Annotated in this window: 19 protein-coding genes; 7 read left to right on the top strand and 12 right to left on the bottom strand. The window is 55.8% G+C overall.

All coding sequences use genetic code 11. The features are described 5' to 3' along the window. Positions 1-3 precede the first annotated feature (3 nt). The gene (locus tag ACEWL3_RS09880) at positions 4-696 is read left to right on the top strand and encodes a DUF599 domain-containing protein (protein WP_386182273.1); all 693 of its coding nucleotides are present in this window, start codon (positions 4-6) and stop codon (positions 694-696) included. Positions 697-737: 41 nt separating this feature from the next. Further along, the gene (locus tag ACEWL3_RS09875) at positions 738-1,091 is read left to right on the top strand and encodes a hypothetical protein (protein WP_386182275.1); all 354 of its coding nucleotides are present in this window, start codon (positions 738-740) and stop codon (positions 1,089-1,091) included. Between the two features lies 1 nt (position 1,092). Here ACEWL3_RS09875 and rlmH read toward each other — a convergent pair whose 3' ends face one another. The 4 genes from rlmH to ACEWL3_RS09855 all read right to left on the bottom strand — a co-directional run bounded on the left by rlmH (position 1,093) and on the right by ACEWL3_RS09855 (position 4,316). Further along, entirely contained in the window at positions 1,093-1,563 is a 471-nt protein-coding gene (gene rlmH / locus ACEWL3_RS09870) for a 23S rRNA (pseudouridine(1915)-N(3))-methyltransferase RlmH (protein ID WP_386182276.1), read from the bottom strand. Between the two features lie 20 nt (positions 1,564-1,583). Beyond that, on the bottom strand, positions 1,584-1,949 hold the full coding sequence (rsfS, locus tag ACEWL3_RS09865; RefSeq protein ID WP_114880101.1) for a ribosome silencing factor: 366 nt from the start codon (positions 1,947-1,949) through the stop codon (positions 1,584-1,586). A 207-nt stretch (positions 1,950-2,156) separates the two neighbouring features. Continuing rightward, complete coding sequence (locus ACEWL3_RS09860; protein ID WP_386182278.1) at positions 2,157-2,888, bottom strand: hypothetical protein; 732 nt, start codon at positions 2,886-2,888, stop codon at positions 2,157-2,159. A 75-nt stretch (positions 2,889-2,963) separates the two neighbouring features. Next, entirely contained in the window at positions 2,964-4,316 is a 1,353-nt protein-coding gene (locus ACEWL3_RS09855) for a mechanosensitive ion channel family protein (protein WP_386182280.1), read from the bottom strand. Between the two features lie 278 nt (positions 4,317-4,594). On the opposite strand from ACEWL3_RS09855, the gene leuC reads away from it, so the two are divergent. The 5 genes from leuC (at position 4,595) to leuB (ending at position 9,924) form a co-directional block, all read left to right on the top strand. Then, a complete protein-coding gene (gene leuC / locus ACEWL3_RS09850; protein WP_114880103.1) occupies positions 4,595-6,001 on the top strand; it encodes a 3-isopropylmalate dehydratase large subunit in 1,407 nt (468 codons plus the stop codon). Continuing rightward, complete coding sequence (leuD, locus tag ACEWL3_RS09845) at positions 6,001-6,606, top strand: 3-isopropylmalate dehydratase small subunit (protein ID WP_386182283.1); 606 nt, start codon at positions 6,001-6,003, stop codon at positions 6,604-6,606. The genes leuC and leuD overlap by 1 nt, the downstream gene beginning before the upstream one ends. A 327-nt stretch (positions 6,607-6,933) precedes the next feature. Beyond that, positions 6,934-7,764: a hypothetical protein gene (locus tag ACEWL3_RS09840; protein WP_435000798.1), complete on the top strand. Its 831-nt coding sequence runs from the start codon at positions 6,934-6,936 to the stop codon at positions 7,762-7,764. Beyond that, entirely contained in the window at positions 7,761-8,753 is a 993-nt protein-coding gene (locus ACEWL3_RS09835; RefSeq protein ID WP_386182287.1) for an endonuclease/exonuclease/phosphatase family protein, read from the top strand. Before ACEWL3_RS09840 ends, ACEWL3_RS09835 begins: the two co-directional genes overlap by 4 nt. 64 nt (positions 8,754-8,817) lie before the next feature. Beyond that, the gene (gene leuB, locus ACEWL3_RS09830) at positions 8,818-9,924 is read left to right on the top strand and encodes a 3-isopropylmalate dehydrogenase (protein WP_386182289.1); all 1,107 of its coding nucleotides are present in this window, start codon (positions 8,818-8,820) and stop codon (positions 9,922-9,924) included. Positions 9,925-9,967: 43 nt separating this feature from the next. Here leuB and ACEWL3_RS09825 read toward each other — a convergent pair whose 3' ends face one another. The 8 genes from ACEWL3_RS09825 to ACEWL3_RS09790 form a co-directional block, all read right to left on the bottom strand. Then, complete coding sequence (locus tag ACEWL3_RS09825) at positions 9,968-10,732, bottom strand: LamB/YcsF family protein (RefSeq protein ID WP_386182291.1); 765 nt, start codon at positions 10,730-10,732, stop codon at positions 9,968-9,970. Between the two features lies 1 nt (position 10,733). After that, a complete protein-coding gene (locus tag ACEWL3_RS09820; RefSeq protein WP_386182293.1) occupies positions 10,734-11,762 on the bottom strand; it encodes a 5-oxoprolinase subunit C family protein in 1,029 nt (342 codons plus the stop codon). Continuing rightward, positions 11,759-12,496: a 5-oxoprolinase subunit B family protein gene (locus tag ACEWL3_RS09815; RefSeq protein ID WP_386182295.1), complete on the bottom strand. Its 738-nt coding sequence runs from the start codon at positions 12,494-12,496 to the stop codon at positions 11,759-11,761. Before ACEWL3_RS09815 ends, ACEWL3_RS09820 begins: the two co-directional genes overlap by 4 nt. Further along, positions 12,489-13,424, bottom strand: coding sequence for a hypothetical protein (locus ACEWL3_RS09810; RefSeq protein WP_386182297.1), 936 nt, complete (start codon positions 13,422-13,424; stop codon positions 12,489-12,491). The genes ACEWL3_RS09815 and ACEWL3_RS09810 overlap by 8 nt, the downstream gene beginning before the upstream one ends. Positions 13,425-13,436: 12 nt before the next feature. Next, entirely contained in the window at positions 13,437-14,747 is a 1,311-nt protein-coding gene (locus ACEWL3_RS09805) for a TRAP transporter large permease (protein ID WP_386182299.1), read from the bottom strand. Between the two features lie 4 nt (positions 14,748-14,751). After that, positions 14,752-15,276 (bottom strand): TRAP transporter small permease, encoded by a 525-nt coding sequence (locus ACEWL3_RS09800; protein WP_386182302.1) that lies wholly within the window; start codon positions 15,274-15,276, stop codon positions 14,752-14,754. Positions 15,277-15,345: 69 nt separating this feature from the next. Then, positions 15,346-16,335, bottom strand: a complete 990-nt coding sequence (locus ACEWL3_RS09795) for a TRAP transporter substrate-binding protein (RefSeq protein ID WP_386182304.1) — start codon at positions 16,333-16,335, stop codon at positions 15,346-15,348. Between the two features lie 20 nt (positions 16,336-16,355). Beyond that, on the bottom strand, positions 16,356-17,663 hold the full coding sequence (locus ACEWL3_RS09790) for an NAD(P)/FAD-dependent oxidoreductase (protein ID WP_386182306.1): 1,308 nt from the start codon (positions 17,661-17,663) through the stop codon (positions 16,356-16,358). Positions 17,664-17,698 lie beyond the last annotated feature (35 nt).

Genomic DNA, 17,698 nt, shown 5'->3' with positions numbered 1-17,698 from the left:
AGCATGATCTGGTTGGACCGCATTGCACTCTTTCACCCGCTTGATTTCGCCGCCGTCGGAATCATTTTTGTCCTTTGGGCCTTTGTTGGGTGGCGTGTCGAACACTCTGCGGCGTCAAAGCCATCTGTGTCCAAAATCATGGCCGAATACCGTCGTGAATGGATGCGTCAGATGATCACCCGTGAACCACGCATTTTTGACGCCCAAACAGTTGCTGCGCTGCGCCAAGGCACCTCATTCTTTGCCTCAACCAGCGTTATCGCGATCGGGGGGACGCTCGCACTCATCGGCAACGCAGAACAATTGGCAGGGGTTGCCGAGGATCTGACTTTTGAAATGCATCCCGCCATCGTTTGGGAAATAAAACTGTTTGTTGTTGCGATATTTCTGACAAATGCATTCTTGAAATTCGCATGGTCAAACCGGCTATTCGGTTATTGCTCTGTTGTCATGGCAGCGGTCCCCAATGATCCAAATCATCCGGACTCAGCAAAAATGGCGTCAAAGGCTGCTGAACTGAACATCACAGCCGCCCGAAGCTTCAACCGTGGCCTCAGATCGCTTTATTTTGCCTTGGCCAGCGTTGCATGGCTCGCAGGTGCAGTACCCTTGATTATCGGTGCTTTTGTAACACTGTTTGTCATATGGCGCAGAGAGTTCGCATCACAATCGCGCGAAATTCTATTGGAAAAATAGCAACTTGGTGTATATGTGCTTTTCGTTCAATCGGTGGAATCATGCTGAAACGTCTTGTTGCGACACTTGCGATCCTGACAACACCCGCTTTGGCGGATGCGCCGGTCGTGAGCAACGTGAATGTCTCAAAAGCCGGTGATGTATGGAAATTTGATGTCACCCTGTCCCACAAAGACACGGGCTGGGACGACTATGCAAACGCCTGGCGTATCCTGGACAACAACGGCAAGGAATTGGGCGTGCGCAATCTGGCCCATCCACATGTCAATGAACAACCCTTCACGCGGTCGCTTTCCGGTATTCGCATCCCCGCCGATGTGACAGAAGTCGGCATACAGGCGAGCGATACCATCGGTGGCTGGTCATCCCCGATCAAGAAGATCAAGCTACGCTGATCTAAGTGCGGTGGTACGGACCGCCCGACAAGATTGATGCGGCGCGGTACAATTGTTCGGACAGCATGACGCGCACCAGCATGTGCGGCCAAACCATTTTGCCAAAGGACAGCGCATGATCGGCACGGTGCCGCAACGCGGTGTCGATGCCATCGGCACCGCCGATGACAAATGCCAAATCACCTCGGCCCGCATCGCGCCAACCACCAAGCCGGGCCGCGAAATCCGGCGACTTTTCGACCGTGCCACGTTCATCCAATACGCAGATCAGCGACCCGTCCGGAATGGCGCGATCAAGTAGCGCCGCCTCGGCAGCCATGCCACCACCCTTTTTATCCTCTACTTCAACAACACGTACCGGGCCAAGGCCAAGGCCACGCCCGGTGCGGTCGAACCGCGTCAGATAATCGTCGATCAAGGATTTCTCAGGGCCGGCCCTCAGCCGACCCACTGCACAAACGTGGACGCGCATTGCGCCAACCCGCTCTTAGATCAGTTGGGGGCTGGGGGTGTATCGCCGCCCAACCACATCTTTTCCAATTGATAGAATTCGCGCACTTCCGGCCGGAAAACATGGACAATGACATCGCCTGTGTCGATCAGCACCCAATCGCCCACATCTTTGCCTTCTGTCTTCGGAACGCGATCAAACTCGTCCTTGACGTGCTGCGCCAATTTTTCGGCGATGGACGACACTTGTCGGGTCGAACGCCCCGAACAAATGACCATATAGTCGCCAATGGCCGTTTTTCCGCGCAGATCAATCTGCACAATGTCTTCGGCCTTGTCTTCGTCAAGAGTTTTGAGAATGCTCGCCAGCAGCGCATCGCTGGTGGATGTATCACCTAAAGCAGCCATCAGCGCTGCGCCGGTGTCCGCAGTGGAGACTGCGTTAACTTGGATTGACAGGACATCGTCCTCCTTATGTCGCGCCGTCGGACCCTTGGCGCTAGGGATAGGTTCAGACTCTGGTCTGAAGGATGCCTCTAAACTAGCCATCCAAGTTTGACAATTCAATGACGACCCGTGGCCGAAAATCTGTAGGCGCTTTTGCGCCACAGCGGATCAGTTTGGGAATTGCTGTGAAAAGAGTTCCCGCCAACGCAAATCAATATCTGACATGGCGTCACGATCAACCTTGTCCTCGTAATGGGCATATCGACCCGTCGGCGTCTGATAGCCCAGTGCATCTTCTTTCTCACGTATTGCCCGATATCTGGCGCGATCAAGATCAAGGCTGACAATCCACCTGCGCAGGCCATCCGGCTCGGCGCGGGGGAAAAGCAGTGCAGACTCATCTTTGGACAGATTTACACAGGCACAATCTCGTTCTGCAGCAATAACAGCAAGGCGCGCCGATTTTGCACCCAGATCCGCTAGCGTGATGTCCTGGCGCAAAGGATCTGCCGTTCCTGAGCCATAAAAATGTGTGGGACCGTTGGTCGGATACACCATATCGCAGCCCATGAAAGCCATCACTTTTGGCCGCAACGTGGCAAGCGCCCAATACGCCGTGGTAAAGGCCATCGTTGCCCCCGCATGTACGAATCCTCCGAATTTATTTTGCGCGGGTACAAAATCAGATGCCTCAACCAAGGTTTGGACCCCGTCGACATTTTTTGGCAGCCGGCTTGGCGGGAAATCTTCGGGAAAGACGAGGGCGTTCCAATCCGGGCGCACGCGCCACGCATTGTTTATGGCAACGATGTGATCGAACCATGCGTCAGGCCAGTGTGCCGCTGCGGTCACATTTGGCCCGCTTCCCAAAATCAGGACAACTGGTCGGTCCACCGTCATTTCTCACCTTTTGCCCCAATGCGTGATGAAAAGATAGGGCGCGATCCCAACAGGGCAAATCCGACTTTGGAACCGCTATTCAGGCGCGGGAATAGGGGCACGTCGCGACAGCGCCAATTTGCTATCTTCCAACATTAAAACCTCGCGCTGTGGGAATGGGATTGAGATATCGTGCTCTTTGAAGGTGTCCCAAAGGGCCAGATAGACGTTTCCGCGAATGTTGGTCAGACCTCCGGTAGGGTCTTTGATCCAGAACCGCAGGATGTAATCCACACTGCTGTCGCCAAACCCCACAATGTGACAGACCGGAGCCTTGAAACTCAGCACCCGGTCAACGCCTTTGGCGGCATCAATCGCAAGTTTGCGCACAATATGCGGATCATCCCCATAAGCCGTGCCAAAATAGATATCGAGGCGGACAAAATCATTGGAATGCGACCAGTTGACCACCTGTCCGGTGATCAAATCTTCGTTAGGAATAAGGTATTCCTTGCCATCCCGCGTCACCACAGACGCATACCGCGCACCCAGGGTCTGTATCCATCCAAAGGTATCGCCAAGGCTGATCACATCACCGGGCTTGATCGATTTGTCGATCAGGATGATGACGCCTGAAACGAGGTTTGACACCACCTTTTGCAGACCAAAGCCAAGGCCGACACCAATCGCACCTGACAGAACCGCAAGTCCCGTCAGATCAATACCGACCGCCTTGACGCCCATGAAAAAGGCAAAGCCATAAAGCAGAACTTGCACACCTTTGACGGCCAACACCTGCATCGAAGGGCTGATGTCTTCATTCTTGCGAATACGGGCCGATGTGGTTGTGCTGACAAGCCTTGCACCGGTAAAGAGCACACCGATGACCACTGCAGCGGTGATGATCGTGAGAATCGACAGGCGGAAATCACCGACCTCAATCGCCAAACGATCCAAAAACGCGGAAACCTCATCGGCGATGTTCAGGAAATAGAATGTGGCATATATCCACAATCCCCACATCACCATGCGCCGCATAAATCGGTTGCGCACAAGCCGCGCGGCAAAGGCAATGCCGACCCAAACCGCCGCCAAGGTCGCCGCCAATCCGATCAAATAGGACCGTGATGGCCAGGTAATATTCTGCATGACCAGATAAATCGAACCGGCCATCAAAGCGAACCACATCAGGCCAAGACGCCGCTTGACCTGCACGACCATGCGCAGCTTCCATTTCGCCCAGCCCTCGCGGGACCGCACATAGTTTTCAAGCAGGTTACCAGACACCCGGTGCAGCACCCATGCAATCGAGGCAAGCACAATCAGGATGATAATCTGGTTTTGCCGCCATCCTGGCGTCACGATGCTTTGTACGAATACCGTGACGCCTGAAAACTGCGCCTGCAGTGAGGCCAAGAACTCTGTAAACGGGTCTATGTCGGGATTCATCGCGGTGCCTAACTGGGAACTGCGCCAAAATTGCACAATGGTGCTCAGGCGGCAAGCAATCAGCACGTGCGCGCGGCCCGCCATGCCTGTCATTCAGCCCTTGATAGACTCAAACTGGCGCTGTATTCCCTTGGCACATGATACAGGTGTTTGATCTGGACGACCGCGCGCGGCTGCGCGAACGCTTCTTTGGGGCAACCCATACTGTGCGTGCCTGCCTTTAAAAGCGGCCCGACATCGCCACCACCCCATTCAAACTCATACGGGAGAGGACCACCATGTCCCCCAAGACGCTATACGATAAAATCTGGGATGCGCACGTCGCACACGAGGCCGAGGACGGCACATGCCTGCTTTATATTGACCGCCATTTGGTGCACGAAGTTACCAGCCCGCAAGCTTTTGAAGGGCTGCGGATGACCGGCCGCACCGTGCGTGCGCCGGACAAAACCATCGCCGTGCCGGACCACAATGTGCCAACCACGCTGGACCGCGCCAATGCGAAAACCATGACCGAAGACAGCCGTATTCAGGTCGAGGCGCTGGATACCAATGCCAAAGAATTCGGCCTGCATTATTATCCTGTGTCCGACGTTCGTCAGGGCATCGTGCATATCGTGGGACCGGAACAGGGCTGGACCCTGCCGGGCATGACCGTTGTGTGCGGCGACAGCCACACCGCGACCCATGGTGCGTTTGGTGCTTTGGCGCATGGCATCGGCACGTCAGAGGTTGAACACGTTCTGGCCACCCAAACGCTGATCCAGCGCAAGGGCAAGAACATGAAAGTCGAGATCACTGGCAAACTGCGCCCCGGCGTGACAGCCAAGGACATCACCCTTTCGGTGATAGGCGAGACCGGCACCGCAGGCGGCACCGGCTATGTCATCGAATATTGTGGCGAAGCGATCCGCGATCTGAGCATGGAAGGGCGGATGACCGTCTGCAACATGGCAATCGAAGGCGGCGCGCGCGCAGGCCTGATCGCACCGGATGAAAAAACGTTTGAATATTGCAAAGGCCGCCCCCACGCCCCGAAAGGTGCCCAATGGGAGGCCGCGCTTAACTGGTGGAAAACCCTTTATTCTGATGACGATGCGCACTGGGACAAGGTTGTCACCCTCAAAGGCGAGGACATCGCGCCAGTGGTCACATGGGGCACCTCACCCGAAGATGTGTTGCCCATTACGGCGAATGTACCGGCCGCATCTGACTTTAAAGGCGGCAAGGTCGACGCTGCGCAACGATCACTTGATTACATGGGCCTGACGGCGGGGACGCCATTGACCGATGTCGAAATCGACACTGTGTTCATCGGGTCCTGCACCAATGGCCGTATCGAGGATCTGCGGGCCGCCGCTGCGATCCTGAAGGGCAAGAAAGTCAAAGAAGGGCTGCGCGCGATGATCGTGCCCGGCTCTGGCCTTGTGCGTGCGCAGGCCGAAGAGGAAGGCCTTGCTGATATCTTCAAAGACGCCGGTTTTGAATGGCGTCTGGCGGGCTGTTCCATGTGTCTTGCAATGAACCCTGACCAACTGTCGCCCGGCGAACGCTGTGCGGCAACGTCCAACCGCAACTTTGAAGGCCGTCAAGGCCGGGGCGGACGCACACATCTGATGTCACCCGCAATGGCAGCAGCAGCAGCAATCACAGGCAAGCTCACAGACGTTCGGGAGATGATGTAATGGACAAGTTCGACACACTTACCGGCATTGCTGCGCCAATGCCGATGATCAACATCGACACCGATATGATCATTCCCAAACAATTTCTGAAAACGATCAAGCGTTCTGGCTTGGGCGTAAATCTGTTTGACGAAATGCGCTATGATGACAATGGCGATGAACTGCCCGATTTTGTCTTGAACAAGCCACAATATCGCGAAGCTGAGATTTTGGTCGCTGGCGACAACTTTGGTTGCGGATCATCACGCGAACACGCGCCTTGGGCGATCAAGGATTTCGGCATCCGCTGCGTGATCGCCCCCAGCTTTGCTGACATCTTTTACAACAACTGTTTTAAGAACGGCATCCTGCCGATTGCCCTGCCACAAGATCAGGTTGATCTAGTGATGAAGGACGCTGAGAAAGGCGCTAACGCCCGGATCACAGTCGATCTTGAAACGCAGACCGTCACAACGTCCGATGGCGACATCTTTGCGTTCGAGGTCGACGCGTTCAAAAAGCACTGCTTGATGAATGGCTTGGACGATATCGGTCTGACCATGGAAAAGGTGGCTTCCATCGACACGTTCGAGGCCGCAGCGGCACAAAGTCGGCCCTGGGTCTGACCGCACGGAAGAGCTTCGCTCAACCAAATCCTATAGCCTCACGCGCAGGTTTCGCGCGTCTTGTGGGTGCAGTGAGTACACCCACAAGATGTTGAATGTGCCACTTTCTTGACACCAAGATGATGCAAGAACGCACCACCCTCGCCTTCAAAATGCCGCACCTCTTAAGTCTTCTTAACGAACGGTCTTGAGGAATAAGGCGAAAGAAGGCACAAATTGGGCAAGAATGAGGCAGCGCTCCGGGACCCGGATGCAACAAGTTGGAACAAGCGCGCGACAAAGCATCGTGGCTGGCCAGTTTGGAAGGGCAGAGATTTGATTGGACGGATGACAGGTGCCACTTTGCGTGGCCTTTTGGTTGCTCTGCTTATTGCAACGCCGGCACTCATGCTGCCCGATGTTGCCTCTGATTCAAGCCAAGTAACTGTATTGGTTGCACTCCTCGCCGCCTTTTTGACCTTCGTTGAATACAACTCCACGCTTCCCAGCATTGTTGAATTCCGAGACGCCCCGCCCTTTAACCGCCTGCGTTTTACCGCATTGTTTTTGACTGTGGTCATGCTGTCCGCGATCATCAAGGGCCAGACGGAGCCAACGTTGATGACCGGCGCGTTGACCTCTATCGGAACGATTGTGGGCAATGCGATTGATTTCCCCTATTCTCCAGTCCGGCTTGTCGTCCTGATGTTACCGGAAGGGTCGGATCTGGCTATCGTCCGTTCGGTGCGAACGTCTGCAGGTCTGGCTTACCTCATTTCACTGACGGCTATGACTGCCTTTTTGGTCTTGGTCCGCATCCTTGGTTGGCCAACACGTCGCGGTGCCTTTAACGTGTGGGTCAACCTGCCGTTGTTTGATCCAACCGGTGGCGGCGATGTCTTGTATCGATTGCAGCGTGACGCCCGCATTAACATCGCGCTTGGCTTTCTGCTGCCCTTCATTATTCCCGCTGTGGTCAAAGCGGCCTCTGATCTGGTAGACCCAATCACACTGAGCAATCCGCAAACACTGATCTGGACAATAACCGCATGGGCCTTCCTTCCTGCAAGCATGATCATGCGGGGCATCGCCATGGCGAAAATTGCAGACATGATCGAAGACAAACGCCGCCGCGCCTATGCAAGCGCCGAAGGCGAGGATGGTTTTCAAACCGCTTGATCGCTGTCGCAGTCGCGATGTCGACTGCTTTGCCTGCCATTGCAGAAACACTGCGCGTTGCGACATTTAATACTGAATTGTCGCGCAAAGGTCCGGGATTACTGCTGCGCGATATTCTCAAAGGATCCGATGTTCAGATACTGGCAGTGATGGATACGATCATCGCAGCGAGGCCTGACGTGATTGCCTTGCAGGGGTTTGATTACGACTTAGAAAACGCAGCTCTTAGCGCATTCGCCAACGGACTCAAGGAGCGTGGGCTGGACTACCCATATCATTTCGCGGCACCGCCCAATGCGGGACTGCAAACGGATATCGATCTTGACGGTGATGGCGATCTGAGCGGCCCTGGTGATGCACAGGGGTACGGACGCTTCTTTGGACAAGGCAGCATGGCTGTCCTGTCACAGCATTCGATCAACACCTCCATGGTAAAGGATTATTCCACAATCCTGTGGAAAGAACTTCCCGACAACCTGTTTCCGATGACACAATCTGGCCCATTTCCAAGCGTGGCCGCACATGAGATCCAACGCTTGTCAACAAACGGAATTTGGGTGCTGCCCATTGACCATCCTGAAATGGGACGAATTCACATTTTGACCTTTCATGCTTCGCCACCCGTCTTTGACGGGCCAGAAGACCGCAATGGGCGACGAAATCACGATGAAGTCGCGTTTTGGTCCCATTATCTCGGTGGGGCATTTGGCCCTGCTCCAAATGAGGCATTTATCCTGATGGGAGATGCGAACCTTGATCCGAATCGTGGCGACGGCCGGTCCATAGCGATCCAGAACATACTCAATCATCCTGCCCTTCAGGACCCTGCACCTGCCTCGACAACAGTTGCATGGCCCCAGACCGGAAAAATGCGCGTCGATTATGTTTTGCCATCTCGCGACTGGGCCATCGTCGACGCGCAGGTTGCTCCGGTAAATCAGGCGGCCAGCCGTCACAGTCTGGTCTGGGTCGCTCTCAAGAAACCCTAGGCGTTCTTGACCCTCTGGCCCCGCCACGCTACGCCGCATCTGATAGTTTTTTCAGGAGCGACCCATGGCCAACCCAACCTTGCTTATCCTCGCCGGTGACGGCATCGGACCCGAAGTCATGGAACAGGTCACACGCGTGATCGGCTGGTTTGGCGAAAAGCGCGATCTGCCGTTCAACATCGAACATGATCTGGTTGGTGGCGCTGCCTATGACAAGCACGGCACGCCGCTTCACGATGACACAATGGCCAAGGCATTGGCCGCAGATGCGGTATTGCTGGGCGCTGTCGGTGGACCCAAATATGACGCGCTGGATTTCAGTGTAAAACCAGAACGCGGATTGCTGCGCCTGCGCAAAGAGATGGACCTCTTTTCAAACTTGCGCCCTGCCCAATGTTTCGACGCACTTGCCGATTTCTCATCGCTCAAAAAGGATATCGTTGCCGGTCTTGATATCATGATCGTGCGTGAACTCACCTCTGGCGTTTATTTCGGCGAACCGCGGGGCATATTTGAAGAAGGTAACGAACGGGTTGGCATCAACACCCAGCGCTATACAGAATCCGAGATTGACCGCGTTGCTCGATCAGCCTTTGAACTGGCGCGCCGTCGCGGCAACAAAGTCTGCTCAATGGAAAAAGCGAATGTGATGGAATCAGGGATATTGTGGCGCGAGGTTGTACAGCGCGTGCACGATGCGGACTATCCTGATGTTGAGTTGAGCCATATGTATGCCGACAACGGTGCGATGCAGCTGGTGCGTGCGCCCAAGCAATTTGATGTAATCCTGACCGACAATCTTTTTGGCGATATTCTGTCCGATTGCGCGGCGATGCTGACCGGATCGCTGGGCATGCTGCCCTCTGCGAGTCTCGGCGCGCCAAATGCAGACGGACGGCCCAAGGCGCTCTATGAACCTGTGCACGGTTCAGCACCTGATATCGCGGGTCAGGGAAAGGCGAACCCGATCGCCTGTATTCTCAGCTTTGCCATGGCGTTGCGCTATTCCTTTGACCAGGGTGACGAAGCGGCACGGGTCGAAGCAGCGATAGAGAAAGTCTTGTCAGATGGTGCCCGCACCGCAGATTTGATGGGCGAAGAAGGCGGCACACCAATCAGCACAAGCCAGATGGGTGACGCGATTCTCGCAGCTCTTGAAGAGAGCCTTTAGGCAGTCAGCGCAACTGCGCATTGCGTAAAGGGTAACTGCCGGTTCAGTGCCCCTCGAACTGGCGCACTTTGATCCCTGCCGCCTCAAGATCCTTGCGCACGGACCCGGCGATTTGTACCGCTTCGGGCGTGTCCCCGTGCATGCAAATCGTGTCAATCGGTGTGGGAATATGCTTGCCGCTTTCCGTGATGATCGCGCGCGCCTTTACCATTTCGACCATGCGTTTTCCGGCAAGTGTTGCATCATGGATCACCGCACCGGGCTTTGATCTGTCCACCAATGTTGCATCATCGTTATAGGCTCGGTCGGCGAATATTTCGCTGGCCCATGCACATCCCAATGATTGCGCGGCGCGCTGTTGTGCCGTGGCCGCAAGAACCATGATGATCAGGTCTGGGTCCACGCTCAGCGCCGCTTCGTACAGGTCGCGCGCCATGGTTTCATCTTCGGATGTCATGTTGCCAATCGCACCATGAAGTTTCAAATGCCGCACTTTTGCACCCACCGATTTTGCCATGCCAATGCTTGCGGCAACCTGATAGCGGATTTGGTTTTGCAACGTCGCGCGCGGCACCGACATCCGGTTGCGCCCAAATCCAGCCAGATCCATAAATCCCGGATGCGCGCCAATCCCCACCCCGTTTTGATGCGCAAGCGTCATGGTGGCGGCCATCACATCCGCGTCGCCCGCATGTCCGCCACAGGCGATATTGGCCGACGTCACAATATCCAACAGGGCGGCATCGTCACCCATCTTCCATGGGCCAAAGCTTTCTCCCATGTCGGCATTCAGGTCCACATAAGTCATTTCAATACTCCTCTTGGAATGGGTCCGCATCAGCAGAGACAGCGCCACCAACCAATTGATAGCTAAGCAGATCACGAATGTTTGCCGGGTCACGGACCAATGGCACTACAGACGACGCAAGGCTCTTAAGCTCCTTGAGATAGCGGGATTGCAACGCGACCGCCTGATCCATCTCAATGAATTCAAAGCGGATCGCCGCCCCGGTCTGCGCCTGCGCGATGCGCGGCAGGTCGCAGGGGATCACCGTGCCGATACGCGGATAGCCCCCCGTGGTCTGGCATTCGCACATCAGCACAAACGGGGCACCATCACCGGTGATCTGGATGTCACCCGGCACAATCACTTCCGATACGATGCTAAGCTGCCCGTCGGTTGAAAACCCCGTTCCGTCATGGTCCATGCGGACCCCCATGCGGTTGGCACGGCTGTCCCGTTTGAACGGGGTCTGGATGAACCTTTCCCGGGTTTCCGGCGCGAACGCCTCCGTTTGCATTGATGCAACAACCCTGACAATCCCACCGCCAAAGCGGGTGTCGGCAGGTATTGTCATACCGATATCTTTGCCGCCGTCCTTGCCTACAGGCAGGGTATCACCGCTCTTGAGCGCTTGACCCAATCCCGCGCTTAGGTGGCTGGCGCGGGAACCCATCTGTGGCTCGGTGGCAAATCCACCGCCAACATGCAGGTAGCCATAACTGCCGTTCTGTGCGCCGCCAATCGTCAGGGTGGCCCCGGCGGGCAACATGTGGCTAGCGTTCCAGATCAGCGATTCACCGTCAATATTGGCCGCCATCTTGGCCCCCGTTATGGCGATGCGAATGTCGGTGTCGGACCTGAAACTGCCGCCGGTACCGGCCATCTCAATTGCGGCACCACCAACTGCTTGTCGCAGCAAAGCGGCCCCTTCATAAAGTGCTGTCGGATCAGAAGCTCCTCCGCGCGTTAGCCCCTGAGCGAGATATCCGGGCCGCCCAAGATCTTGCAAACTGAGGGACGGGCCAGCCTGAAGGATCGTCAATGTTGCGGTCATGTCAGAACCTCCATCTCGGCACCGCCATTGCCGGATGTATCCTTGTCTTTGATATCTTTCAGCGCTGCCTCAGATATTGCCGGAAACGTCATTTCGTCACCAGGCGACAGGGCAAAAGGGCACGCGGCGTCAGGTCGAAATGTTCTGAACGCGGTCTGCCCAACGTGCCGCCAGCCTGTTGGTGTCACGTTGGTAAACACAACAAGTTGACGCACCGCCACAACCAGCGCGCCTGCTGGCACGGCTTGGGTCAGTTTTTGTTGTCTGGGAATGTTCCACGTCTCGCTCAACTCGCCCAAATAAGGCTGGCCGGGCGCAAAGCCGATGGTCAGCACCCGGACGCGGGCTTGGGAAAGCTGTTTGATCGCCGTGTCAGGGTCAACGCCTGCGACCTCGGCGGCCTCCTCCAATTGTGGGGCGAGATCAGTGCCATAAACCGTCGGCACATGCCATAATGTACGCCCTTCGGGCAGTGGCGCTGCAAACCAGTTTTGTTGCCTGATAAGCTCGATGAGGCGCTCTTTCATCGCCCCAAACGGTGTGGCGGCAAGGTCAACCTGCAAAAATGCCGAGACAAGGGATGTGCTGGTTTCTGACACCTCGGACCAGTTCTGGCCATCTACTGCCGCACGAAATGCCAGTGCGGCACGGTTGGCAGGTTCGGACAGTTTATCTGCGAAACTGACCAGGATGCCAGACAGCCCCACAGTGCGAATTTTTGGCCAATCAGTCATTGGATAGAGCCTTTGCATAAAGACGAGGTAACAGGATCGGTGTCAGGTACATTGGCAATTGCCAACATCCAATAAATACCATCAGAGGGGCCAGAACATCCGCAGGAAGTGCCACAAGGAACAGTGCAATATTGCGATTGCCAGCACCGATTGCCAGCGGGCCCGCGATCGGACGCAAGGCCGTGCGGCGCAGGACGACTAACGTAAGCCCCTGCAGAACATAGCTGATTGCAAAAGCAAGTACTGCCCATTTGGCAACTGACAAAGGGTCGCTGCGCAGCGCCGGGTTGAGGGCTGCCATCAGTCCAACAACGATAAAGGAAAACGCCAAAACGGATGCCCCATCCAGCGCCCTTACTTGCCCCTCGGTGGGCCGGGAAAATATCCACGCGCGCAGGCAGAACCCCAATGTTGTCGAAATCAATATGACGCCCAGCAATTTCAGCGCAGACAAGATCACTTCGGAAGCGGGGCCAAGCTGTGGGAGCACTGTCAGAACTGGCAGAATGGTCAGCGGGAACGCCGCCGTCCCAAGAACCAGAATTTGCATCATGCGTCCGCCATCCAGCCGTAAGATGAGCGCCAGATTGACGCTGCCAGTGATGGCAGGCGCGGCGCTGGCCAGAACGATGACGAGGGCCGCAGGGGTATCCTGCAACCCAAACACTGTCAGCACGAAAAGCAGCACCAAAGGCACCGCCAATTGCAATACCGCTACGGCGGCCAGTCCCCAGCGCAGATCGCGTGCCGCCCCCATTGCGGCGCGGTGTCCGATGCGCAGCGCCGTGATGGTCAGCAGCGCCGCCACCATATGCGGCAACCAAGGCACCAGTGCGCGCGCCAGTCCCGGCAAAAGCAGCCCCGCCGCCAGGCCCACGATCAGGCACAGTCGCGCATGGGTGGACGCAAGCCAAAGGAAGCGATGCATTGCTTGTCACCCTTACACCGGCCCCTTGCGCAGGTTGTCGGGCAACCAAGTCGCAATTTCCGGGAACCAGATCAGCAGGAACACCATCAGCACCATGATCGCAAACATTGGGAGTGCGGCGCGGGTGATATAGCCCATCTCGTGATCTGTCATGCCTTGCAGCACAAAGAGGTTGAACCCAATCGGCGGCGTGATTTGAGCCATTTCGATTACGATCACAACAAAAATACCGAACCAGATCAGGTCGATACCGGCGTCGCGCACCAAGGGCTCCACCACTGCAATTGTCAGCACGATCACAGAAATTCCATCCAAAAACATGCCCAGCACGATGTAGAACACCAGCAAAGCCATCAGCAGCTGAAACCGGGTCAGACCCATCTCTGCGATCATTTCCGCCAACGCGCGGGGCAGTCCGGTGAACCCCATTGAAAGTTTCAAAAACGCAGCACCCGCCAGAATCAGCGCAATCATCGCAGAGGTGCGCATCGCACCCATCAGGCTGTCGCGGAAACTGAGCCAGTTCAGTGACCCCTGAAAGAGCGCGAGCGTCAATGAACCGATTACACCAATTGCAGCGGCCTCGGTTGCGGTGGCAAAGCCAAGGTACATAGACCCGATGACAACGGTAATCAGGGCGAAAACCGGTATCAGGAACCGCGAATTTCGCAGCTTTTCGGCGAATGACATGGCCGGTTCAACAAGGGGTTTCCAATCCTTGGAGGTCCAACTGTAAATGGCGAGGTAGCCCATGAACATCGCCGCCAGCACGAGACCCGGTATCACGCCGGCAAAGAACAGTTTGGTGATGCTTTCATTCACCGTGACGCCATAGACAATCAGTGCCAGCGACGGTGGGATCATCAGACCCAGGGTCGCCGCACCGGCAAGCGTGCCAATGATCATTTTTTCGGGGTAATTCCGGCTGCGCAGCTCAGGAATCGACATCTTGCCAACGGTGGTCAACGTCGCGGCGGATGAGCCAGAGACGGCGGCGAACACGGTGCAGCCGACAATATTGGTATGCACCAGGCCACCCGGCAACCGCGCCAGCCAAGGGGATAGCCCCTTGAACATGTCCTCGCTCAATCGTGTGCGGTACAGGATCTCACCCATCCAGATGAACAGCGGCAGCGCAGTTAACGTCCAGCTCGAGGAGGACGCCCAGATCGTGGTGATCATGGCGTCACCGACAGGGCGTGTGGTAAAAAGCTCCATCCCGACCCAGGCAACACCCATCAAGGCAAGCCCGACCCAGACGCCGGTGCCAAGCAGGAAGAAAAGGACAAAGAGGAAAAGGATGATGGCATAAATCTCGGTCATGGCATCATTCCCCAAAACTTTGATCGACAATGTCCCGGGTGATCCGGTGATCCCCTTTGACGATGACGGAAACAAGATTGTCGATCAGGGCGACTGTCAGGATTGCACCACCAAGGACCATGACAGATTGCGGTATCCAGAGTTGCGTCGCATCTTGATCCTGGCTGATCTCTTTGAATTTCCACGACCAATAGACAAACCAATAGGCGTAGTAGGTGAAATAGGCCGAAATTGCCGCCGCAAGGCCAAAGCACCAGATTTCAAGCAAGCGTTTTGGCCCGACTGAAAGTGAATTAAGCAAGATCGAAACGCGGATGTGCGCGCCCCGGTTCAATGCGTTGGCAAAGGCAAGGAAACTGGCACCGGCCATGGCATAGCCCGCATAACTTGCCGCACCCGGAAAGACGGCACCCGTCCAGCGCGCGACCATTTGTGCAACGATCAGCAGCAGAATGGTGACCAGACAAAGCGCCGCGACGGCCCCCGCAGCAACATAGATAAAATCAAGAAATTTGCGCAGCATTGTCATCGTCCCGCCCCCGCATGGATCAATTGAAAATGGCGGCGCTGTGATCCGCGCCGCCATCTTGTTCTGGGATTACTTCATCGCTTGGAAGTCATCGACAATCGCTTTGCCGTCGTCTCCGGCGGCTTCAAGCCATTCTGCCGTCATGGTCGCGCCTACTTCGCGCAGGCCAGACATCAGCTCTTCGCTGGCGGGACCAACTGCCATGCCACCTTCGCGCAGACCGTCATAGGTGAACTGGGTGTAGTCCTTGGAGGCTTGCAAGCCGCGTGCTTCGGCCTCAGTGGCGCAGGTATTGATGATCTGTTTGTTGGCGTCAGAAACACCGCTCCAGACATCGGCATTCACCATCACATAGTTACGTGGCAACCATGCATCGACTTCATAATAATGCGTCAGGCTTTCCCAGACTTTTTGATCGTATCCTGTGGCACCTGATGAAATCATCGATTCCGCAACCCCAGTGGCAAAGGCCTGACTGACTTCTGCAGCCTCAATCGTAACGGGGGCCATGCCGGTTAATTCCGCCAGACGGGCAGTAGTGTTGTTGTAGGACCGGAATTTTACGCCTGCCATATCTGCGACCGAATTCACTTCTTTCTTGAAGTAGAGGCCTTGTGGCGGCCATGGCACGTTATAAAGAAGGTGCAGGTTCTGCTCCTCCAATACCGCTTCGACTTTGGGCTTGGCTGCTTCCCAAAGTTTACCGCTGTCATCGAAAGACGGCGCAAGGAACGGGATGCTGTCAAAGCCGAAGACGGCGCTTTCGTTCTGGTGGCCAGACAACAGCCGCTCGCCAATCTGTACCTGACCGGTCTGGATGGCCCGTTTGATATCCGCACCAGCAAAGAGCGATCCGCCGGGATGAACCGTAATCTCAATTTCGCCGCTTGTGCCATCGGTGACGCATTGGGCAAATGTCACACCGTTCTCAGAGTGAAAGTTGGATGCCGAATACGCCATTGGCATGTCCCACTTTTCGGCCGCGAATGCAGGAAGTGCGGTTGTGAATGCAAGTGCCGCCGTTGCCACACCCGTCATTAGTTTTGCAGTTCGTTTCATTGATCTTCTCCCAGTTGGTTTTATGCAGCGCCAAAGCGTTGCGGGTGATACGCGGTCAGGTCGGTGTTGGTTGGCTGACCCGTGATCAATCCGGCGACCAGTCGGCCCGTTTTTGGCCCGCCCGTCAACCCGATGTGGTGATGCCCGAAAGCAGTGAAGACCCGAGATTGTCCAACTTCCCCGATCAGGGGAAGGCTGTCACTGGGGGCGGGTCGATGCCCCAGCCATTCAATTTCATTGCTTGCTGTCAGTCGTGGAAAGGTCCGTTTTACTTGTCTGCGCAACAGGTCAAGCGGTGCCTTTGAAGGGCCTGCATCCAACCCGCCAAATTCGACAATACCGGCGCACCGCAAACCTTGTGCCATAGGTGTCGCGACGAATTTTCCACTGGCGATCATGAACGGGCGTGAAGGACCGCCCGATGCCCCTTCAAACACGATGTGATATCCACGCTCCGCCTCCAAGGGCACGTTCAGCCCAAGTTTTTGCATCATCGGTCTTGACCAGACACCCGTGGCAAGCACTACATCATCGCAGGCAATTGTACCTTGTGTTGTGTGCACGCCCTTGACCGAGCCACTGCTCAGATCGAAATCCTCTACTTCCGTCTGCATGATCTTTCCACCACGTTCGGTGAACGCCTTTGCCAGTGCCTGAACATAGCCGCCGGGATCACGGATAAATCCATGTTCTTTCATGCAGGCCACAAAAGTGATGTCAGGCCCAAAGGATGGTTCGTATTCATGCACTGCGCCTCCTTCGATGATCTCAGGGACAAACCCCGCATCAGACCGAAGCGCCCAAGTGTAGCTTTCCGCATCAAATGCGGCACGGTCATGGTAAGCAAAGCAATAGTCGCTTTCAGTGACCCAATCCCCCAGCCCCAATTCATTACATAGGCTTTTGTGTTGCTCGACACTGTCCGAAACAATCGGGATCAATCCCTTGGCGATCCGGCGGGTGTCGGCATCGTTCGCGTTGCTCATGTAACGCCGGAGCCACGGCAGAAGTCGGGGCAGATAGGACCAGCGCAGGAACAACGGGAAATCACGGTCCAAAAGCATACCGGGCGCTTTTCGGGCCAGGCCGGGGGCCGTAACGGGCACCATCGAACAGGCGGCAAGCACGCCTGCATTGCCATGCGATGTTCCGGATCCTGGCTTTGCGCGCTCAACCAGGGTAACATCTGCACCTGCCCTGCGCAGCCAAATGGCAGTGGAAACTCCAACAATTCCCGCACCAATGACAACGACGTGTCGCGTCATGGGGCCGCCAGTATATCTATTGGGTGTGTCACAGCTTGATTCCTTTCCAGTATACTTGCACAAAAATACAAATCGTCAACAAAATGTTTGTAAATTGT

Source organism: Sulfitobacter sediminivivens (genome assembly GCF_042611115.2).
GTDB classification, from domain to species: domain Bacteria; phylum Pseudomonadota; class Alphaproteobacteria; order Rhodobacterales; family Rhodobacteraceae; genus Sulfitobacter; species Sulfitobacter sediminivivens.
Note: the sequence above shows the minus strand (reverse complement) of the source record. Positions and strands in the feature narration are given on the sequence as shown.